The following is a 22,159-nucleotide window of genomic DNA, read 5'->3' on the forward strand; positions in this document are numbered from 1 at the left end:
AATGTAAAAATATATTACTACATGCATTTTTTGCATAATAGATTATAATTGATCAAAGGATGAGTGAAGAATGAGTTATGACTTTAGAAATTCGATGGATTGAAGATTTACTTGCGTTAGAGCAAGAAAAATCGATATCTCAAGCAGCAGCTCTACGACATGTCACGCAGTCTGCCTTTACGCGCAGAATTCAGAATATTGAAAACTCATTGGGTTTCCAAATTTTGAAAAGATATAGTAAAAATATTGATTTCACAGAAGCAGGCCAAGTTTTACTGGCTTCGGCAAAAAATATACAAAATCAACTCACTACAACAATAAAATATTTAGAAAAGAATGTGAAACATGATGAGTTAACCGTCAAGTTTGCAGTGTCACACTCGCTCATTACCCAGTTTTTCCCCCGCTTTATTCATGAGTTATCGATGGATATGACGGACTTAAAATTGGAAATTATTGCCTCAAATTTCAAACAGGGGATGCGCTTATTAAAAGATGGCTCGTGTGATTTTTTAATCAGTTATTGTGATCAAAAAACATTAGAACAATTCGATCGTTCTTTGTTCGAATTTCATAAAATTGTTGAAATGGAAATACTCCCGGTGACGGCCTTAGATCATGACGGGACTGCCAAATATTCACTCGATCAGTCATTTCCTTTGTTGTCTTATAGTAAACAAGCATATTTAAGAAACTGTGTGGATGAAGCGATTGAGAATAATTTGGATTATAGAACTTTATATGAGACTGATAATGCCGGTGATTTAAAAGAGTTGGTATTACAAGGTTTAGGTGTGGCATGGCTGCCTAAATTATTGGTTGAAAGAGAAATTCAAGAAAATAAATTAAAAGTACTAGACGGTAAGCAGTACTATTTATTTCAAGATGTCTATCTGGTTAAACGAGAAATGTCATTTTTAAATCGAATTAATTATATTTGGAATATTTTAATTCAGAAAAATAAATAATTGGATTTTATGAATTATTTTAGTTAATCATTGTGAAACATATTGTTAATAATAAATATGGTGATTTTATGAATAGTAAATAAAGGACTTTTACTTACTATTTAAAAATCACCTTTTATTTTATCTATAAATAATTCTAACTGTTATCGGCCAATTGGTTTGCGGGAGGAATGTTGTTCACCATGATACCTTCTTGCTCCGTAAGCTCATCTTTATTGCCCTCAGTACGTGCAATCACGGCAGTTGCAATACTATTTCCAATCACATTGGTTGCCGTACGGCCCATATCTAAAAACTGATCAATCGCTAAAATTAATAGAATACCGGCTTCAGGAAGCTTGAACATAGCCAGAGTGGAGGCAATCACCACAATGGATGCCCGTGAAACACCTGCAATCCCTTTACTCGTAATCATGAGGGTAAAGAGTATGAGTGCTTGCTGGGAAAAACTTAAATCAATGTTGTAAGCTTGTGCAATAAATAACACGGCAAATGCCATATACATCATCGAGCCGTCGAGGTTGAAAGAATAACCTAAAGGGAGCACGAAACTGGTAATACGTTTAGGCACACCGAATTTATCCAAAGCTTCCATGGTTTTTGGATAAGCCGATTCACTACTTGCGGTCGCAAATGCCAACATGGTGGGTTCACGCACAATTCGCATCAATCTAAAAATATCTTTTTTCAAGAAGATATAGCCGAAAGCAATCAGGAGAGTCCAAAGCACCAGTAATCCTACATAGAACTGTCCAATGAAAATACTATAATCGATAATCAGCTTAGGGCCTTGAATGGTAATCGCGGAAGCAATGGCTGCAAAAACGGCGATAGGGGCAAATGCCATGACATAATCTGTAATTCGGAACATCACCTTACAGAGTTCATCAATAATTTTGCCAATGACGATCACTTCACTATGATGTTGAACATAGGCCAGTGCAGAACCAAAGAAAATTGAGAAAACCAAAATCTGTAATATCTCATTATTGGCCATGGCTTCAGCAAAACTACGCGGGAAAATATGCGTAATGAACGTTTCTAAGCTCAGACTTGTCGCACTGACACCAATATCAACCGCTGTTTGAGGGACGGTGAGATTCATTCCAGCACCAGGTTGGAATAAATTGGCTAAGCCCATGCCCAGTAAAAGTGAAATAAATGATGCACCAATGAAACCAACTCATGGCTTTTAAGGTAATTGATCCCAGCGATGAGGATTTTCCCATCGAGAGCAGACCAGAAACGATTGTTGCAAACACTAAGGGTGCAATAATCATTTTAATTAATCTTAAGAATACATCGGTCACTATTTTAAAATAGGCGGCAAGTTCTGTGGTTTGTGCAGTTGTTAAAGTGCTATGAAAAGCCCAACCAATCAGTATTCCTGAGATCATGGCAATCAGAATATATTTCAGTAATTTCTTCTGCTTCATACTTATCGTTCCTTCTTTTAATCTTCTTTTCATCAACTTTTGGCCCGATGTAGCAAGGCATTGATGACATTCCATGTTGATCAATTTATAGAGGCATTGCTTTAGGTATTGAGTGCTAAATCGTCGATTGGGGATTTAACTGTGGCAAGTGTTACTTTTTTTAAAAAAAAACGACAATGCAATTTTTAATTCAGTTATGCAAAAAATGCATGAGATGATTCTTTAGTTTTACTTGATATAGGTGAGCTGTTCTTGAGATTAAGACTGAATGTTTGTTTTTTAAATTCTGATTGGTGATAGGAAAGATACTACATTTCCTGACTCTGTGAGGAAGAGCCAAGATCTGAAAGCGAAGCCAAAGTTAATCAATACAAGAACTCAAAACCAAGCTTTCGCTCATCATTTTCCCACGGACAAAACCATTGAATTGCCTGTTTTATCTAAAATTTTAATAATCAGCTCATGACTTTAAGTTACTGATATAAATAGATAATTAAAATAGAGCGGTAGCGTGTTGATGGCGTTGATTTAGCAATATCATGACTTTTCACAGCTCACGTACGAGGGCTTGATGTTTTCATTCTTTCATTTCGTACATCCACAAGAAATTATCCACGCACAATTCATTGTTAAAGCGACAGAATTTCCAAACATGAATTTAGTTCACTTTGGTGTGAGATTAAATCATTTTTATTCATGTGATCATTCAGGTATAAATTAAACCACGCTCTTAACGATAGATGATATTCATCGTTACTTCTTAGCCTGAGGATCAGAAAAAACTGAAAAGGCTGGAAAGACGATTCGCTAGAAAGGTCCAAAAAGAAAATTGGACCCTCTAGAAAGAGCATGAAAGAAATTCAGTTTTATCGCAGAAATATAGGGTAACAGATCGCCATGAGTACAGAGTTTGCATGTTCAATTAAACGCATTCGTTTTGATGAAAACTATCAACCAGCAGATAACACACGTCTAACGACGAACTTTGCTAACTTGGCGCGCGGTGAAAGTCGTGAGCAGAACCTACGTAATACACTTCGTATGATCAATAATCGTTTCAATGCCTTAGCACAAACAGATAACCCGAATGGTGATCGTTATTCGCTTGAAATCGATATTATTTCTGCAAATTTAGACATTGAGGGGAATGGTCAAGCTTTCCCTATCATTGAAATGCTGAAAAGCACAATTACAGATCATCACACCAATCAACGTATTAAAGGCATGATTGGGAATAGCTTCTCATCTTATGTACGTGACTACGATTTTAGCGTGGTGCTGAAAGAACATAATAAAGAGAATTCGAAGTCGTATGCACCTGAAGGTTTTGGTGATCTACATGGCAAGCTGTATCAATATTTGGTGAACTCAGAGACGTTTAAAGCAGAGTTTAATCAACAGCCTGTGATTTGTTTGAGTGTTTCAACGGCGAAGAAGTACCACCGTACTGCCAATGAGCATCCTGTTTTAGGTGTTGAGTATAAACAAGATGAATATTCACGTACCGATGAGTATTTCCATAAAATGGGCTTACAGGTTCGCTTCTTTATGCCGAAAGGGAGCGCTGCACCTTTAGCATTCTATTTTGCGGGTGATTTACTGCGTGATTACACCGATCTTGAATTGATCAGTGTGATTAGCACCATGGAAACTTTCCAAAAGATCTATCGCCCTGAAATTTACAATGCAAATTCATCAGCAGCTCAAGTCTATCAAGCCAGCCTAGAGTACCCAGATTACTCATTAACGCGAATCGTCTATGACCGCGTTGAACGTGGTCAGCTCGCGGTCAAGCAAGGTAAATGGACAGAAGAAAACTTTATCAAGCCGTATCAAGACATCCTTGAAAAATGGGCTGCGAATTACACCGTAAACAGCAACGCTGCTTAATTTACCTGAAACAGAATATTGAAATAGAGATTTAAAATGGCCATTTTATTACCAACATCAACTGCGGGCAGTTTACCGAAACCTTCTTGGCTTGCTGAGCCTGAGAAACTTTGGTCACCTTGGAAACTCGAAGGTGACGCATTACTCGAAGCGAAACAAGATGCTTTACGTTTGTCATTGCAAGAACAACTCCATGCAGGCATTGATATCGTTAGTGATGGCGAACAAACCCGCCAACATTTTGTGACGACGTTTATTGAACATCTGGATGGCGTTGATTTTGAGAAACGCGAAACGGTGCGTATCCGTAATCGTTATGATGCGAGTGTGCCGTCTGTAGTCGGTGCAGTAAGCCGTCAAAAGCCTGTTTTTATTGAAGATGCTAAGTTTTTACGTAGCCAAACAAATCAGCCGATCAAGTGGGCATTACCTGGCCCGATGACCATGATTGATACGCTGTATGATGGTCACTATAAAAGCCGTGAAAAACTGGCTTGGGAATTTGCTAAGATCCTGAATCAAGAAGCACGTGAGTTAGAAGCTGCGGGTGTGGATATTATCCAGTTCGATGAACCTGCATTTAATGTGTTCTTTGATGAAGTGAATGACTGGGGTGTTGCAACGCTTGAACGAGCACTTGAAGGTCTGAAATGTGAAACTGCGGTTCATATTTGCTATGGCTATGGCATCAAAGCCAATACCGATTGGAAAAAGACCTTGGGTTCAGAGTGGCGTCAATACGAAGAAGCATTCCCTAAACTGCAACAATCTAAAGTTGATATCATCTCACTTGAATGTCAAAACTCGCGTGTACCAATGGATCTGATTGAACTGATTCGCGGTAAAAAAGTCATGGTCGGTGCGATTGATGTGGCAACCAATACCGTTGAAACACCTGAAGAAGTTGCGAATACACTACGTAAGGCGCTTCAGTTTGTCGATGCAGATAAACTCTATCCTTCGACCAACTGTGGCATGGCACCTTTAGCACGTGAAGTGGCACGTGGTAAGCTGAATGCGTTAAGCGCAGGTGCAGAAATTATTCGTAAAGAACTTTCGGCTTCATACGCAGCAAGCGCGTGATGTGAACGGGCTATCTATTTGATCAGAAATGGGTAGCTCGTATTCCATTTAAAAGCATGTGTCCGTTCTACTGAGGAATAAAATGATGATTGAAGCAACAGACTTTAGAGATGCAATGTCTTTGTTAACCAGTGCCGTGAGTGTCGTAACTACGGCAGGCATGGCTGATCGTCATGGATTCACAGCATCTGCCGTATGCAGTGTGACGGATACACCACCGACATTATTGGTCTGTATGAATAAAGCATCGCGTTCACATGCACATTTTGTCGATAATAAAATTTTATCGGTGAATGTGTTAGGTGCACAACATCAGCATATTTCGAATGTCTTTGCATCTAAAATGACGTCTGAAGAGCGTTTCAAACATGGTGTGTGGACAGAGCTAGAAACGGGCGCACCTGTTTTAAAGGATGCTTTGGTCAATTTTGATTGTGAAATTGATGATATTCAAGAAGTGGGAACACATTCGGTTTTTATGTGCCGTATTGTCGCGATTCAACAAAGCCAGTATGAGCAAAGTTTAGTGTATTTTAATCGTGCTTATCATCAGGTGGGGCAGACCGAAACGGCTTAAATTCACTTTTTATTGAACATCAACGCTTGGAAATGCCCTCCCAAATCATAGATTTTTCTCGGCTTGACTCTGGATTTGACTGTATTGAGCTCATTTGGATAATCGAAAGGTTTTCATTTAGGTCACAAGATGGTGAAAATCGGGCAACAGCGTGAGGGGGAAATATTTAATCTAAAAATTCGATAAAAATAATAAAAACTTACTGTTTTACCTATTTTAGATTTGTGCGTATTCTCGCTGTATCACTTAAGCACTCTCACAAATCTTTTGAGGACGAATACATGAGTTTAATCAATACTGAAGTTAAGGCGTTTAATGCAACTGCTTACCAAAATGGTGAATTCATTGAGTTGTCTGAGCAAAACTTGAAAGGCACATGGTCTGTCGTATTTTTCTATCCTGCTGATTTCACCTTTGTGTGTCCAACAGAATTGGGCGACTTAGCCGATCACTATGCTGAGTTTAAAAAACTCGGTGTGGAAATTTACGGCGTATCGACCGATACCCACTTTACCCATAAAGCATGGCACGACACTTCAGATGTGATTGGTAAAATTCAGTATCCATTGATTGGTGATCCAACTTGGACGTTGTCTAAAAACTTTGACGTGCTGATTGAAACAGAAGGTCTAGCAGACCGTGGTACTTTTGTGATTGATCCTGAAGGTAAAATCCAAATTATTGAAATTAATGCTGGCGGTATTGGTCGCGATGCATCTGAACTCTTACGCAAAGTGAAAGCAGCACAATATGTGCATGCACACCCAGGTGAAGTATGTCCAGCAAAATGGAAAGAAGGTGAAGCAACGCTTGCGCCGTCAATCGACTTGGTTGGTAAAATCTAAGCTGACCTCGATAGTTGCATCGTGCTGAGTCACGAGCATGATACCTGTAAAAAATCAGCCCAAGTGGCTGATTTTTTTATGCAGGGTTCTTTTAGCTTTTACAGATGGTAACCCTTGCTGGTGCTGGCAAAGTCTCTTAAACCCTGAATCAAATACTCAATCAGTTTTTCCATGACCAAACGTTGTCCTTTACGTGAAGCATAGACCAACTGTACGGTTCCAATATTGGAACACCAGTCGGGCAAAATGTGAATCAGGCGACCTGAAGCAATATCTGCCTCTACCGTTAAGTAAGGTAGGTTGGCAATGCCAAGTCCATCCAGAGCCGAGTAATACACGCCTGCGACATCATTACTTTTGACCCGTGGTTCTAAAGGAATCACGATCTGTTCATCACTCTGGGTATGATGCAATAACCATTGATAATCAGACTTTTGTACTCCCAGTGTGAGTGTTGGAAAATCATTCAGCTCGGTGGCAAACTGAATTTCACGGCCCTGTAGCAGATCAGGACTGGCCACCAAACAATGCGTGGTTTTGACCACATCACGGACCACAATGCTTGAGTCTTCATTGGCGCTAAAATTGGTTCGAATGGCAAGATCAATGTAATCATGCAAGACATCGACACGACGGCTGGTTAGCTCCATTTCCACTTGGACTTTGGGATATTGTTTTAAAAAATGATTGAGTAAGCTTCGCACTTGATAGCGCATCATCACAGAAGGGCAACTGATTTTGATTAAACCTTGCGGTTCACTTTTCTGTTTCAGTAAAACATTGTGTGCACTTTCGACTTGCTGAATGATTTGACGACATTCTTCAAACAGCTCTTGTCCCAAGGGGGTGACTTTAAAATGTCGCGTTGAACGCTGAATCAGGGTTATGTTGTACTTGGCTTCAAGGTCTAAAATACGGCGACTAAGCTTAGACTTGGTGATGTTCGAGGCATCGCTTGCAGCACTGAAACCGCCGTGCTTGACCACAAGATAAAAATAATAATAGTCGTCAAATGAATGCATGATGGGTTCAAGCCTGTATTGATTTGTGACCGAAGGCAGTCTGCGATGGATGATCTGATACTGTATCATCGCTAACGATTGCGCACGACAAAAAAGCGATCCGAAGATCGCTTTTGCTCAGGTTGAATTATTTCTGCGCTGTATTTTTGCTATAGCTTTGAATCAGGTTTTTATAGTCTGGAATATGCGCTGCAAAGAGTGAACCGAGGCCTTCAATATCATTACGCCAGTCGCGGTGTAATTCGCAAGCTGCACCAAACCATGACATTAGCTGTGCGCCTGCCTGAGACATGCGATCCCATGCTGCATCACGGGTGATGGGGTTAAAGGTTCCCGATGCATCAGTAATCACAAAGACATCAAACTCTTCTTCCAGTGCCGACAGTGCAGGGAAGGCCACACAGACTTCAGTTACTACACCCGCAATAATCAATTGTTTTTTACCTGTGGCTTTTACGGCTTGAACAAAGTCTTCATTGTCCCATGCATTGATTTGCCCTGGGCGTGCAATATAGGGTGCATCGGGGAACATTTCGACCAACTCAGGGACCAAAGGACCGTTTGGACCCTCTTCAAAACTAGTGGTCAGAATGGTGGGAAGATTAAAATATTTCGCGGCAGCAGCCAGTGCCAGCACATTGTTTTTAAATTTGTCTGGGTCAATGTCACGGACCAATGAAAGGAGACCCGCTTGGTGGTCAACCAAAAGAACCGCTGCATTATCTTTGTCTAAACGAATATAAGGTTTCGCCATTTTTCTGTCCTCGTTGTGATTATCAGTCGAGTCTCAAGGCAATCACTAAGAAGGTTATGGCCTTGAGCTTGAACATCATCATAGGTAGGAAAATGAGACAATAAAATAAGCCAAATGAGATGCTTAATCTTAAAAATAGGAAAATTTGAGCAAAAATATGCCATAAAAATAAGGAATGGCTTTGTTTTTAAATTGATTTTTATGCAGGTGAGATGATTTTAATTGGATTGTCCTATTCGTGTGATTGTGTGTACTAGCGCAGTGCTATAAGACGGATGAGGAAAGGGGTAGTATAGATTGCATATTCATCCTATCGAGATAGGAGTTCCAAGATGAAAAAAGTAATCGGTGTTTATCGTAATCAAGACATGCATTGGGTTGGAGATGGTTTTCCTGTCAAAAACCTCTTTTCATATGACCGCTTAGGACAAGCGATTAGTCCGTTTCTACTTTTGGACTATGCTGCACCTTACAAATTTGATCCAACCACATCGCAACGTGGTGTGGGTTCACACCCGCATCGTGGCTTTGAAACAGTCACCATCGCCTATAGCGGTGAAGTGACACACAAAGACTCTAGCGGCGGCGGTGGTACCATCAATACTGGCGATGTACAGTGGATGACTGCGGGTTCAGGTGTGGTGCATGAAGAGTTTCATTCTCCAGCCTTTGCTGAGCATGGTGGTCTGTTTGAAATGGTACAACTTTGGGTGAATTTGCCAGCCAAAGAAAAAATGACCACACCCCGTTATCAAGCCTTGACCGTGGCAGATATCCCGCGCATCGAAATGGATGATAATGCTGGACACATACGCGTGATTGCGGGCGAGTTTGGTGGTCATCATGGCCCTGCTCAAACGTATAGTCCCATCAATGTTTGGGATGGTGAGTTAAAAGCAGAGTATGAAACTTTTATCCATGTGCCCGTCACGCATAACACGATTGTGGTGGTGCTCAGTGGTGAAGTGCTGATTAATGGCACGCAAAAAGTGGTGGATAGTTCCATTGTGATGTTTGCTCAAGATGGCGAAGCTGCAATTCAACTACAAGCGCTGCAAGACACTAAATTCTTGGTGTTGACCGGTGAACCACTGAATGAGCCAATTCAAGGTTATGGTCCATTTGTGATGAATAGCAAAGCGGAAATTGTGCAAGCTTTTGACGATTTTAATCGTGGCAAGTTTGGTGAAATCTCTGTTGCTGTGGTGGACTAAAATCTTGGCGCTAAAAAGAAGAAATCCCTACTCGGTCAAGGGTAGGGATTTTTTAGGCGCTGTAGTCTTCTTGTTTTGCATAGTTGGTCATGAATTATTATGTGATGTAATTATCTTTTTTATGCGGGGCGCATATTAGCGCTTTTTCGCTGGTTTGTAAAACAGATGTTATAAAAATAGTTAATTTATATACTTTGTTTTTAAAGGGTTTATATTTTTATTTAAAATAAAATGCATAAAAAACCTGTGTTTATTTAAGTGGCTTTTTAGTGTAATGAAATGTAATTTAAGCAAATGTCGTCCTACCAGTGCGGCACATGAAAAAATGTGATTCTGGTATTTTTTAATAGCCCTATTTTTTCGACATTGGGTCATAATTTCAGTCAATATAAGTCAGACTGACGGATCATAATTTTGGATATTGCAGTTATTGGTAGCGGCATGGCCGGTCTTGCTACCGCAAGAATTCTAAAGGATGCTGGGCATAATATTACTATTTTCGAAGCACTGACTGGGCGAGGGATGGATAGCCACAGTACAGAGTTTGAAGGTGGTCTGATTGATGCTCCGTTACGTGTCATGAACCCACACTTATGGAAAAACACCTTAAGTCTTGCGACTTATTTAGGCATCAAAACGTATCCAGTACGCACCTACATGGCATGTAGTTGGCTGTTTGAAGACCGTACAGAAACATGGCTAACCACTACGCGTAGTCGCATTGGCAATTTCCCGATTATCAATAACCGCAAAGGCCTACAGCAGTATGGATGGCGCTTGGTTAAAGGTATGTTGCAGCTTAAAACCGCGATTGCTAAATTCTTCAAATCTAAAGATCAAGACATTACCTTGGCTGAATTTATCAACCAGCATGACATTGAAGAAGTGTTTTGGCATGGTGCAGTCATGCCTGTGCTCTACACCATCTGTACCTGCAATCCAAAAACCATTGGCGAATGGCCAGCGAAACCGCTGCTGATCTTTTTACGTCAGTTGACGGATGGCGATGCTTTATTGCGTATACAAGGGGGAACACCTGCCTTGGTCGATAAATTGATTGAAAACATCAATATCCAAAGCGGATCTGCTATTAGCAAAGTCACTGAACAAGGTGACAAAGTTTTGGTTGAAAATAATAAGGGCGAACAGCAATTGTTTGACCGTGTGGTGGTCGCAACGCCAACCACAAAAATTGAAGAGTTTTTAGATCCTGTTCAATTTGCAGATGATATTGCGCTGTTAAAGCAGTTCCGTTTTGAGCAAGGTCAGCTGGTGATCCATACTGATCCTTCCGTGATGCCGCCTAAGCGTAAAGACTGGTCGGTGCTGAGCTATATGATGGACCGTAAGTTTACCCGTCAACAGTTCACGGTTTGGCTCAATTCAGTCGAACCGAGTCTGGTTGGTAAAAATGCCGTGTTCCAAACGTGGCAGCCTGTGACCGAGATTGACCCGAAAAAAGTAATTTCAACTGTAACTTTGACCCGTGCGGTGGTGGACTCGCAAACGGTGGCTTTGAATAAAGAGTTACAACAACGCCATAAGAGTGCCAACCGAAAAGTCTTCTTCTGTGGTTCATGGTCGTGCGATGGTCTGCCTATTTTAGAGTCTGCCGTCACTTCAGCAATGCATATTGCAGAAATTTTCGATGCACCATTGCCGTTTGTTGGATTAAAACCTAAAGTTGAGGTTGCCCCACAACTCGGCTACTAAAGCATGAAATGGCTCCAAACCTTACAGCGACATCTGCCCAAACATAAATATGCAATTGATGCAAAACAATTGGGAGATCACGCTGTATTGGCTTGGAGCAATCTTGGCTATTGGGAAAATAGCCAATCTTCCTATCCTGAGGCTTGCCAAACACTGGCAACGCATCTTGCTGATCGATTACAGCTAAAATCAAATGACCGTGTTTTAGACTTGGGTTGTGGACAGGGTGCGAGTCTATTACTGTGGCAGCAGCATTACCATGTTCAGCAACTTTGTGCGGTTGAGTTACAAGCCGAATGTGTCCAGCGCATACAACACACGTTAAATTCAAAGATACACATCATTCAAACGTCATTTTTAAATTTAAATTCAAAGCTATTTTCAGCACCTTTTGATGTGGTGTTGTGCCTTGATGCCGCTTATCACAGTGATTTAAATTCATTTTTGAGATCAACCCATTCTGTTTTAAATTCAAAAGGGCGGATTGGTTTTCACTATCTAATGTTGAGTAATGCATTTTTGAATTTAAATCGTTTTGAGAAACTTCAATTGAAAATGCTGTTAAAAGCAGCCGATGTTCATTTGGAACATCTTCAGTTAGAAGCGAATTTGAAGCATTCGATAGAAGAACAAGGCTATCAGCAGATTGTTATTGAAGATTTATCAGATGCAGTTTTGGCTGGGTTTTCTCGTTATTATCATGCACATTTAGCCCAGCAGGCCGCTCAAAATTTGGATCATTTCAAAATTAAAATGACGGCAAAACTCTGCCAAAAATTATTTGAACAAGGCATCGTGCGCTATGTTCAAATTACGGCAATGAAAGACATTTAAAGTGAAATAAAAAACCAAAGGTCAGAAACAACAAAGCCTCACTAAAAAGCGAGGCTAAGTATAAAATGGTGCCGGCACACGGATTCGAACTGTGGACCTACTGATTACAAGTCAGTTGCTCTACCAACTGAGCTATGCCGGCAACGTGGTGAGAATAATAGCGGATTTTCTTGAAAACGCAAGCCAAAAAGTGAGCGATTGAAATGCACATGGTTGTTTGTGCAAACTTCACCCACCAAAGGGTGGGTGAAAGCTAAGAATAAAATTCGGGGGCTGTGATGAAACTGTTTTTAAATAGGGTTAAGTGAAAACATGGAACTTATTTGCTCCTTAAAATTTGATCGAGGTCTTGGGCACATTCTTCCAACGTAAAAGCCATGTCGAGTTGCATTTGAGGTTTGAGTTCATTGGCCAGCGTTCTCCATTGTTCAATCAGACGAATTGCTTTTTGAATTTTATGTTTGTTGACATCCTTTGCAAGGGTTGGGGTATAACCGCCTCGTTTAGCGTTTTTAATTTGTTTGACATAATTGGTGCTGTTATTCATTCTGACTCCCGAATAGCAGTTTTATTGGTCAATTTTGTGTTTCGCTAGTTATATACCGCAAATGAATTGTGCTTCATAAACATTGCATCTAGATGATCATTGATGATTTATTTTAACCTCCCTTAGAAATTGTTTTAGCTCAAGTTTGAATCATGTTCAAGCGTTTATTTTTGAATAAATATTTCACTTTGTGGTGCGAATTATCCTATTGGGTGAAGAGTCGTTTTTATGAAGCAGACTTTGTGCCAAGTCAAAATAAGAATGTTCAGCATAAAAAAAGACCTTAATCTTTCGATTAAGGTCTTTAAAATTTTGGCGAAAGAGGGATTCGTATTTTTAATTTAAGATAATGAATATAAAATATTATTTTTTAATAAATTAGAAAAATACCCCCATTTATACCCCCAGAAGAGCGATGGTGGTCCTGCATGGACTTCACAGACAATCAAATGATTATATACTAACCATCTAAGCTTATCTCGGCACTATTAAGTTATGATTTTGAGCTTAAAGGTTTACCCATAGTCAGGAAGAGCTTTTCCCACATTGTCTAAACAATAAAGAGTAAATAGCTGATGCATAGTGAATCCATTTTGGCAGTCATTAAGCGTTCAGGCTATGCAGGTCGAATGACAACACACGGTTTTAGATTGCTATTCAGTACAGTCATGAATGAATCAAATCTGTTTAATCCTGATGCTATTGAACGCCAACTTGCTCATGTTCCTCAAAACAGAATTCGTTCCGCTTATAACAGAGCGCAGTACTGGGATGAGCGGGTAAAAATTATGGAGTGGTATGGGGAGCAGGCAAGAAGTTGGATGGATGAAGTGGGTTAATTTTCATTTCATTTTTCCAATTAATTTTATAGACGTGCCTAGCACGTCTTTTTTTATGCTGAAAATTTGAGGGTTTCCTATTGTAAGTGACTATACAACTACTATTTCAACCAAGGTTTAAAGAGTAAAAAAAGCCTATTTAGGCTACTGATGCTGTTTACTAAAAATGGGTATTCAACAACATTGGATGATGTATTGAAGGAATTTAGAGTGAGAGATAGAGTTATAAAAAATAGTATATAATGTTAAATAAATTAGTATTTAATAAATTTTTTTTAAGGGATAGAAATGAATAGCAAATTTCTTTAAGGCCTTATTTTATTGTATTTCATGCATAATATTAATAAAATCGAATAATTTAAGATAAATGTAGTACTTCAGTGGCTGTAGGTGGGCAAAAATAATGAATAAGCAATGGATGGGGCAGACTGAAGCTTTCTATAAAGAGTGCTTCACTTATTTGAAAGCTAAGTTTTCGAATAAAAGGCCGAAAGCCGTGGGGAGTGAAATTTATACTGAACAGCCTATTTATAATGAGACCATTGTTGCGTTAGAACAGATCCATAACGTGCTGACAAAAATTGAAAATGGTTCTGCATATACACGTGAAGATTACGAGGATTCTGTAATAAAAAAAGAAGTCGATAAAACTAAAGAGATCATCGATTTCTTTAAGGTGCTTGGGCTCAGTTCATCTGATGAAATGGCTAGTGCATTTGATAATTTTCATAAGTATTACTATTGGGATTCAAAAATTTATCGTTATAAAAAATTTCTGCATAGTTCGGAAGAAATGAAAGATTGGGACCGTACTGAGCTAAAAATGTGGAGTTTGGAAAAATTTGATGCCACAAAGTTTTTTGATTTTCTAGATCGTTATAAAAACTTCGTTGATTCATCTCTAGTCTTAAGTGATGAAGAAGGACAAAAGTCTGACTTGATTAACGAAAGAATTGTAGAACAAAATGCAAATTATGAAAGACTGCTTTCCAGCTACAACAATTTGTTAGATCAAAAAGTAAAATTTGGGGTGAGTGTATTTGATGTTAATTTACCTAGTAGTTTGAATGATCTAAGTGATCCTGATGTACGGTTTTTTTCGTCTAAGTTTGTAGCTGAATTTGCTCGTTATATGGATAGAGAGTTTAGTGGGGATGATGGCGTCTTATTAGTTATTAACCATGCGCATGTGGTGAGCTACAACACATTTGCTTTATCATATTTGGTTATTTATAAGAAAAAAAATTATGATTCCCCAGAAAAACTGGTGGAACATTATTTAAAAAGAACATACACGTTTGCAGGTACACGAAAGGCTGAACATATAAAAGTGATTGATCGAGGGCAAATGATCAAGAAGATCTATCCTTTAGATCATTTCATTGGAGAATTAAAAGGCGAAAAACAAAAAATTGATTTTCGAGAAAAATTCCTGAGATATTTTTTATCGAGTGTTTTTTTGTTGGATGTTGATAAAGGAACTTTTCTTGAAGAGTATGAAAATTATTATTCTATTTTCTTTAATCATTTCAGATATTTTAAAGAAAAAATTTATATTGAACCAAAGTCTCAAAAAGTTCACAGATCTTTGTTTCAGCAGCTGGTTGAGAATAAAGTATTCTTGAGCGATCTGTTAGATGATGGAAATACGGATAATTTAGACAAATATTTTTATTTAAGGGATTTGACTCCTCAAGCCATAGAGCGAATAGAAGTAATTGAGTTTTTGTATCGTCAGCAAGCATCGATTCTGGAATGCGATGAGTACTTATTGGAAGATTTGATTCGAATTGAAAAATTTTTAACTCAACTGATGTTTTTAAGACGTGTGAATGCTTTTGAGACAGAAATGATACAGAAAGGCTTTAATGCAAAGCCTTCCTTTTTGAAACTGACAGTTTTATTTCGACAATTCATTTTAATTTTAGAGATGAGTTGTTTCAAAAATGCAAACCACATGCTAGGGAATTATTCTTCTAGTAAGAGTTTTCAATCTAGGAACTTACGCTCGGAAGCGGTGCGGTTCTTAAAAGAAATTAACAATGACTTTCCGCAGCTAGTCAGAATCGATTCCATTCAAACGATTAAAAATAAGCTACATAATTATCAAAACAGCATCCTTCGGGTTGTAGCAAAAGATGAAAAAGTGGCATTTAAGAAAGCTAAAAAGCATCAGGTATCAATAAAAAACTATCTTGAGCAAGTCCTTCAAAAAGGTGTAATTGTTTTGAGATTTATATTTACGTGTGGAGCGGTAGGGCAATTAGATAAAGCTAAAACATTTAATGCAATGTTCCAAGACTACATTGATAATTTGAAACGCCGCCACACAGCAGGGATACGCTTAGTTGATCATGTCGGAATCTATGTTCCTTATTGTCATGCCCCTTATATCGATGCAACGCTTATTTTTGAGTACGATGAAAAAAAAGAAATTGAGCCGAATACTCTAAAAAAAGAAGTGGCTGAATATTGGGTTGAGTACGTCTTTAGAAAGAGTGAACAAATTCAAACCTATGTTCAGAAGCAGAAAAAAACCAACAATATGACTAATGCATTTGAATGTTTTAGGGGGGAGCAATTGTCAGCGAGATCGGTAGATGTGTTGCGAATGGAAGGTCCATTAAATGAAGAGTATGTAGAAGTTTTCCCAAATCAAAGAAAAAACAAACAATTATTAATGGAGAGTATCTCTAAATTTTATGCCTATGGTCCTTTAATTTTAGTTGACGATGAAGATCGTAACTTGTTACCAAGGAAAGATTGTTTAATTATGGGGCGAAAACGAAAAAGTCAGGAAGCAAAAGATAAAAAAGAGGGGGGCTCTAAGCCTACCGCAGGCGAAGCTGCGGGTCATAAGAGTGATATTCAAATATCAACTTTGTACAATGTTGAAACAAGTGCATTTGAAACTCCAAAATCGAATGAACAATACTGTACGGAAGGTGAGTCCGTTGATACTTCTGGTAGTTATGAAAATTCAAGCAATATGCTTGCCTTAGAGCAAGATAAAAAACTTTTGGAGCCGATACCTAGTGTGGCCCCAGAAATTAAAGTAGAACAAGCTGATATATCAAAACCAGATGTAGGGAATAAGTTCATAAGAAAAGCTGTAATCGCGCGATCTAAAGCCAGAGTTAGAGCTATCGCTAAGCCGATAGTTAAATAGACTGAGTACTTTGTGCGTAACTTCCGCTTCAATCTTTTCTATAAAAATAGGAGAAATTGTAGAATTTCGACAGTTTGCTATAGAAGCAGCGTTTTTAATTTTATGAGATGTCGAGTGAGTGTGTTTTGAGTTTATTGGGCTAGGATATATATTTAATATTATTATTTATTAATTACTTAATCTTCTTCATGAACCTTCATCATCCCCAAATGATGAAGGTTTTTTATTGAGTTCAATATTTCAGTCCATGTGTAAAAAATACTGAGCAGTGATTCCTATGAGTTTAATCAACCATAGGAAATATACTCATGAACGAAGCACAAACCTTACTTGAAATTGAAAACTTTATGCTTAAGGCGACTAAAAGAACATACCGCTGGATTTACTTTAAAGCGGACTATGACGAACTAAAAAGATCAGCTGAAGCGGTCTACGATCCAAAATGTGAATACTGTCCTTTGGTTCAAGCCTACTTTGAATTATTGCCAGAGCATGCATCTTTCGAAAATCTAGAAGTCTTTAAAAACAGCAGAGCATTCAGTTGTTTTCAGAATGAGCTTATTGAAGAGCATGAATCCTTTCTTGATAAATTCAGCAGTAATAACCGTCGCAACCGCAATCGCTTGAAAGAGTATTTTAATAATCTTGTACAAAACCATCGCAAGTTATTGCTGGTCAGGGTTGATCTTTCATATCGATTCAATGCTCAGCCAGATATAAAACAATTTAAACGTGATGTGAATAAATTGGTACGGCGTATTCAGGACAAGGACACTATCTTTAGAGATCAGGTGGGTTATGCCTATCGCTTAGAGCAGGGAGGGAAGAGTAAAGGGTATCATTGTCATCTGCTGGTGATCTATAACGGTTCTTTGCGTAATCGAGATTCGTACTTAGCGCAGTGCATTGGTGAATTGTGGAAAGATAAAATTACAGGAGGGTGTGGACAGTTTTATAACTGCAATCAAGTCAGCCATAAAAAATATTACAAGGACCTAGATCAACTAGGTATAGGAATGATCGAAAGGCGGAATTTAAAAGAGGTCGAGAATGCTTGGCTCGCCATCAGCTATCTGGCTGATCCTGAAAAAGACAATCAATACTTGAGAGCATCTGTGAAGGTAAAGGGGCAATTTAGTAAAGGGGAGTTAAAGCCTAGAGCGGCAGACCGTTGATCCCAAAAAATCATAGATATACATCATTAACATGAACTGTGAATGTTTATTTCCCCCGACATTCAAAATCTAAGGCTTGCCATACGGTAAGCCTTTTTTCATTTTAGAGGTATATCTTATGAGTAAACATTGTCCTTACTGTTTTTCTGATCAAATCGTTCAAGTGATGAATCAACAGGTAAATGGCTCGGCTGGAACAGGCGTTGCAGCATCAGCCTCCTTTGCCACGATTGGCGCATCGATTTCTAAAACCCTACCTTTACCGCTATCTCCATTGCTTGGTGGAATTGCAGGTGCTGTGATCGGTGGGGTATTCAGTAGCTTATTCGATTCACCTAAACAGCACATTCCGATGTGTTATTACCACTGCCACCACTGTAACCAAAACTTCCAATAAGTTCACAGAGGAGAAATGAACAATGGCACATCAAATTGAACAGATCGCCTATGTGGGCGAAACCCCTTGGCATGGCCTTGGGAATCAACTCAGTCCTCATCAACCGATTGAAGTCTGGGCAGAGCAGGCAGGCATGGATTGGCGGATTGAATCTTCCGATGTGAGTTATATGGCACAGAATGAACGTGGGCAAAGCATCATCATGCCGTATGAGGAACAGCGGGTGCTGTATCGTTCCGACACGCATGCCCCTTTATCTGTGGTCAGTCAACGCTATCAGGAAGTGCAACCGAAACAGATCTTAGAGTTTTATCGTGATTTGACTGAACAATCAGGATTTGAGCTAGAAACCGCAGGCGTGCTGAAAGGTGGTAAGAAATTCTGGGCTTTAGCCAAAACGGGGCAAACATCGGCTTTAAAAGGTAAAGATGTCAGCAATGGCTATATCTTACTGGCAACCGCTTGCGACGGTACACTGGCAACCACGGCACAATTCACCTCTATTCGTGTGGTGTGTAATAACACCTTAGCCATTGCCTTAAAGGGTCAAAATTCTAGTGCAGGCGTGGTGAAAGTCCCGCACAGCACCAAGTTCGATGCTGAGAAGATTAAGCAGCAATTGGGTATTTCAGTCCGTGCATGGGAAGATCACATGTATGAGATGAAACAACTTAGTCAACGTAAAGTCACACAGACCGAAGCAGCAGCTTATTTCGATGCAGTATTTAACAATACCAGTCTGAGTGTGCCTGAACAGGAGGATGGCATTATCCAGTTCTACCGTAATGTGGCGATGCAGGCTCAAAGCAATAACCCAGCAACCAAAGCCGATAACAAGACAGAACCGAATGGCCGAGCCATGTCGAAGGTGATGACTATGTTTAATGGACAGGGGCGTGGGGCTGAACTGAGTTCGGTCAAAGATACCGCCTATGGCTTGCTTTGCTCTATAACGGAATTTGCCGACCACGAACGCAGAGCCATGAGTCAGGATCATCGTTTGGATTCTGCATGGTTCGGTGCAGGTGCTGGACTTAAGCAAAGAGGATTAGAACAAGCCCTCGCGATGATTGCTTAAGTTTAATCAATGAGATGAGTTAATTTATTAGCCTAAGCATCCTTATTTTCATATTTCAAAGACCTTAACCCATTCATTCAAAGCTGTGTCTACGGACACAGCTTTTTTTATGCGCAAAATTTTACAGATAGAGGACATTACTATGAATTCAGCGGTGATTAACCCGAACAATGCAATACCGAGTATCCATATTCCTCGGCCCAAATTGTTTACAGCCAAACGATTTGTCGATACCAAAAACCTGACGCATGCAGAATGGTTAGAAGTTCGACGCAAAGGGATCGGCAGTAGTGATTGTGCCGCAGCCTGTGGTCTCAACCCATATATGTCGATGCTGGAACTCTGGATGATCAAAACAGGTCGTATCCAGCACAACATGGATGAACAAACTGAAGGCCATGCCCCTTTATATTGGGGGAAACGACTTGAACCCTTAGTGGCGGAATACTACAGCATGCACACCCAGTATAAAGTGCGTCGTGTCAATGCAGTACTCCAACATCCAGATCCAGACAAACATTTCATGCTGGCTAATTTGGATTATTCAGTGGTGGGTAATGCAGATGTGCAAATTCTGGAATGTAAAACCGCAGGCGAACATGGTGCCAAACTTTGGCGAGATGGCATCCCGCTGTATGTACTATGTCAGGTACAACATCAACTGGCAGTCACAGGAAAAAAGGCGGCGCATGTTTGTGTACTGATCTGTGGACATGAAACACGTATCTTTAAAGTCACCCGTAGTGAATCGGTGATTCAACATATCGTAAATGCAGAACGCTATTTCTGGGACTGTGTTGAAAAGGATATTCCACCTGATGCCGATGCCAGTGAATCCGCAGCCAAAGCATTGCAACTACTATATCCAGCACATGTGCCACTTAGTGTTGAAGATTTAAGTCATGACCCACATGCCAATCAGTTGTTTGATCAGCTCATCAAAATGAAGGCCGATCTTCAAGATCAGCAAGAACACTTTGATCAACTGAAACATCAAATCCAAATGCTAATGAAAGACAACGAACGTGCGGTGTTTAGCAGGGGTTCGGTGGTCTGGAAAAAAGCGAAAGATACGATCAGTCTCAATACCAAAACATTGATCGAACATCAACCTGAGCTAATACAGCAATATCCACTGCACAAGCAGGGCAGTCGTCGATTCAATATCTTTACTGATGCTGAATCTTGATCTAAGCGTCTGCATAAAAAAATCGGCAAAGCAGCCCCTTCGCCCCTCCTTCAAAGAAGAAAGGGCATTGGACAGCTTTGCCAGATCGATTGACCGATGCACAACAGATTCTCCTGTAGTCATTGCTTGATGTGTCTTGCTTGACGCTATCAAAGAATGACGTAAGAGCAGGTGCTTCAATACATTCGGCTGATCAGTATAAAAATGAATAGAAGGAATATCCCCATGATTAAAGGTTTAGTAATTACACCGCCGGTACTCGGACGAATCAGTATCGGAAAAATTGTAGAAAAGAACGGCAAGCGCCTACCTGAAAAGGATGACCAATTCACCATCACCAGCCAAATCCAGAACAAGGAGGGTTGGGTGAAACATCCTTTAGATGAGCAACTTCGAGTTAAAGCCCCTAGCCAAAAACTCAGAACCATTCCAGTACGGATGATCTTTAATGATCCCGAACTGAACTTACGTGCGGAATACAGCTTATTTGATCGGCAGACGGGGCGACCTGTTTGCATGGGCAATGGTGAAACCTGTCAACGCTTAACCAATCAAGGCGTAGAGCAACATCCATGTCCATCCCCTGATTTATGCGCTTTGGCACAAGGGGGCTTATGCAAGCCCTATGGTCGTCTCTATGTGAATTTGGATGAGTCGGATGAGTTTGGCAGTTTTGTATTTAGGACCACAGGCTTTAACAGTATCCGAACTTTGGCGGCACGGCTCAGTTATTACCACGCAGCATCGAACGGCTTGCTGTCATGCCTGCCGTTGCAATTGACCCTTCGAGGCAAATCCACGACACAAAGCTATCGTACCCCTGTGTACTACGTGGACTTAACCCTACGTGAGGGGATTCATTTACAAGAGGCGATTCAAACAGCCAAGGAGATTGATCAGAAAAGTAAGTTGGCTGGATTTAATCAGCATGCTTTAGATCAGATAGCTTTACAGGGTTATGGGCATTCGCAGTTTGAGGTGGATAGTGAGGATGGCATGAATGTCGTTGAGGAGTTTTATCAAGGAGAGGAAGGTCAGCCAACAGATGAGGATAAAGTGTTTAATATCCAGCAGGGATTGCAAGGGTCGGTTACGGCGTTGAACTGAGTTGGGCTGGTTAAAACCTTACAGGAATCCCGTATCTCATGAGCGAGTTGCTCGTCACCATGAGATAGGAGTACATATCATGAATACATTCACAGGCCAGACTTTCCAAATGAATAAAATTATTAACATTCAAGATCTTGTCCAATTTACGAGTATTAGCCGAGCTAAGATCTATGAAATGATTAATAAGAAATCAAAATACTATGATCCTACTTTTCCTCGACCTGTACGTTTAAGTGAATCCCGTATCGGCTGGTCAGCTTGGGAAGTGCACCAATGGATTGAAGATAAGTTAGAGAGTCGTGAATAAAAAGCGTGGAAT

At 39.8% G+C, this 22,159-nt stretch carries 18 protein-coding genes, 1 tRNA gene and 2 pseudogenes; 16 read left to right on the forward strand and 5 right to left on the reverse strand.

What is annotated here, in order from left to right:
• Positions 1–77: 77 nt before the first annotated feature.
• Positions 78–968: a LysR substrate-binding domain-containing protein gene (locus AC4CUZ_RS04620; RefSeq protein WP_438330925.1), complete on the forward strand. Its 891-nt coding sequence runs from the start codon at positions 78–80 to the stop codon at positions 966–968.
• 136 nt (positions 969–1,104) lie between these two features.
• On the opposite strand, the pseudogene AC4CUZ_RS04625 reads toward AC4CUZ_RS04620, so the two are convergent.
• Positions 1,105–2,404 (reverse strand): annotated as a pseudogene (locus tag AC4CUZ_RS04625) (dicarboxylate/amino acid:cation symporter).
• 897 nt (positions 2,405–3,301) lie between these two features.
• Between AC4CUZ_RS04625 and AC4CUZ_RS04630 the strand changes: the two are divergent.
• From AC4CUZ_RS04630 to ahpC, 4 genes are all read left to right on the forward strand, one after another.
• A complete protein-coding gene (locus tag AC4CUZ_RS04630) occupies positions 3,302–4,294 on the forward strand; it encodes a DUF1852 domain-containing protein (RefSeq protein WP_438330926.1) in 993 nt (330 codons plus the stop codon).
• Between the two features lie 36 nt (positions 4,295–4,330).
• Positions 4,331–5,377, forward strand: a complete 1,047-nt coding sequence (locus tag AC4CUZ_RS04635; protein ID WP_279741407.1) for a methionine synthase — start codon at positions 4,331–4,333, stop codon at positions 5,375–5,377.
• 85 nt (positions 5,378–5,462) lie between these two features.
• Positions 5,463–5,954 carry a flavin reductase gene (locus tag AC4CUZ_RS04640; protein ID WP_438331091.1) on the forward strand — a complete coding sequence of 164 codons (492 nt, stop codon included), beginning with the start codon at positions 5,463–5,465 and terminating at the stop codon, positions 5,952–5,954.
• A 281-nt stretch (positions 5,955–6,235) separates the two neighbouring features.
• Positions 6,236–6,799, forward strand: coding sequence for an alkyl hydroperoxide reductase subunit C (gene ahpC / locus AC4CUZ_RS04645; RefSeq protein ID WP_004691631.1), 564 nt, complete (start codon positions 6,236–6,238; stop codon positions 6,797–6,799).
• A 98-nt stretch (positions 6,800–6,897) separates the two neighbouring features.
• Here ahpC and AC4CUZ_RS04650 read toward each other — a convergent pair whose 3' ends face one another.
• Positions 6,898–7,821 (reverse strand): LysR substrate-binding domain-containing protein, encoded by a 924-nt coding sequence (locus AC4CUZ_RS04650; RefSeq protein ID WP_438330927.1) that lies wholly within the window; start codon positions 7,819–7,821, stop codon positions 6,898–6,900.
• A gap of 127 nt (positions 7,822–7,948) precedes the next feature.
• On the reverse strand, positions 7,949–8,575 hold the full coding sequence (gene ycaC / locus AC4CUZ_RS04655) for an isochorismate family cysteine hydrolase YcaC (protein ID WP_004691629.1): 627 nt from the start codon (positions 8,573–8,575) through the stop codon (positions 7,949–7,951).
• A 332-nt stretch (positions 8,576–8,907) separates the two neighbouring features.
• Here ycaC and AC4CUZ_RS04660 point away from each other — a divergent pair, with 332 nt between their 5' ends.
• The 3 genes from AC4CUZ_RS04660 (at position 8,908) to AC4CUZ_RS04670 (ending at position 12,336) form a co-directional block, all read left to right on the forward strand.
• Positions 8,908–9,789, forward strand: coding sequence for a pirin family protein (locus AC4CUZ_RS04660; protein ID WP_438330928.1), 882 nt, complete (start codon positions 8,908–8,910; stop codon positions 9,787–9,789).
• A 414-nt stretch (positions 9,790–10,203) separates the two neighbouring features.
• Complete coding sequence (locus AC4CUZ_RS04665; RefSeq protein WP_279734547.1) at positions 10,204–11,502, forward strand: FAD-dependent oxidoreductase; 1,299 nt, start codon at positions 10,204–10,206, stop codon at positions 11,500–11,502.
• A 3-nt stretch (positions 11,503–11,505) separates the two neighbouring features.
• On the forward strand, positions 11,506–12,336 hold the full coding sequence (locus tag AC4CUZ_RS04670; RefSeq protein ID WP_438330929.1) for an SAM-dependent methyltransferase: 831 nt from the start codon (positions 11,506–11,508) through the stop codon (positions 12,334–12,336).
• Positions 12,337–12,402: 66 nt separating this feature from the next.
• Here the strand turns inward: AC4CUZ_RS04670 and AC4CUZ_RS04675 are convergent.
• Both AC4CUZ_RS04675 and AC4CUZ_RS04680 read right to left on the reverse strand, forming a co-directional pair.
• Positions 12,403–12,478: transfer RNA gene (locus AC4CUZ_RS04675), tRNA-Thr, on the reverse strand.
• Between the two features lie 177 nt (positions 12,479–12,655).
• Entirely contained in the window at positions 12,656–12,883 is a 228-nt protein-coding gene (locus AC4CUZ_RS04680) for a hypothetical protein (protein ID WP_004691623.1), read from the reverse strand.
• 511 nt (positions 12,884–13,394) lie between these two features.
• Here AC4CUZ_RS04680 and AC4CUZ_RS04685 point away from each other — a divergent pair.
• The 8 genes and pseudogenes from AC4CUZ_RS04685 to AC4CUZ_RS04720 all read left to right on the forward strand — a co-directional run.
• Positions 13,395–13,722 (forward strand): annotated as a pseudogene (locus AC4CUZ_RS04685) (tyrosine-type recombinase/integrase); the annotation flags it as partial.
• A 403-nt stretch (positions 13,723–14,125) separates the two neighbouring features.
• On the forward strand, positions 14,126–16,891 hold the full coding sequence (locus AC4CUZ_RS04690; RefSeq protein ID WP_490747328.1) for a hypothetical protein: 2,766 nt from the start codon (positions 14,126–14,128) through the stop codon (positions 16,889–16,891).
• A gap of 308 nt (positions 16,892–17,199) precedes the next feature.
• Positions 17,200–18,066, forward strand: coding sequence for a YagK/YfjJ domain-containing protein (locus tag AC4CUZ_RS04695; protein WP_490747329.1), 867 nt, complete (start codon positions 17,200–17,202; stop codon positions 18,064–18,066).
• Between the two features lie 118 nt (positions 18,067–18,184).
• The gene (locus AC4CUZ_RS04700; protein WP_005400084.1) at positions 18,185–18,463 is read left to right on the forward strand and encodes a hypothetical protein; all 279 of its coding nucleotides are present in this window, start codon (positions 18,185–18,187) and stop codon (positions 18,461–18,463) included.
• Between the two features lie 22 nt (positions 18,464–18,485).
• Positions 18,486–19,541: a DUF932 domain-containing protein gene (locus AC4CUZ_RS04705; RefSeq protein WP_348959028.1), complete on the forward strand. Its 1,056-nt coding sequence runs from the start codon at positions 18,486–18,488 to the stop codon at positions 19,539–19,541.
• 142 nt (positions 19,542–19,683) lie between these two features.
• Positions 19,684–20,730, forward strand: a complete 1,047-nt coding sequence (locus tag AC4CUZ_RS04710; protein ID WP_317112806.1) for a YqaJ viral recombinase family nuclease — start codon at positions 19,684–19,686, stop codon at positions 20,728–20,730.
• 225 nt (positions 20,731–20,955) lie between these two features.
• Positions 20,956–21,837, forward strand: a complete 882-nt coding sequence (locus AC4CUZ_RS04715) for a recombination directionality factor (protein WP_490747330.1) — start codon at positions 20,956–20,958, stop codon at positions 21,835–21,837.
• Between the two features lie 79 nt (positions 21,838–21,916).
• Positions 21,917–22,147, forward strand: coding sequence for a helix-turn-helix transcriptional regulator (locus tag AC4CUZ_RS04720; protein WP_317112808.1), 231 nt, complete (start codon positions 21,917–21,919; stop codon positions 22,145–22,147).
• Positions 22,148–22,159 lie beyond the last annotated feature (12 nt).

This window comes from Acinetobacter sp. 789_lipA, from assembly GCF_058242845.1.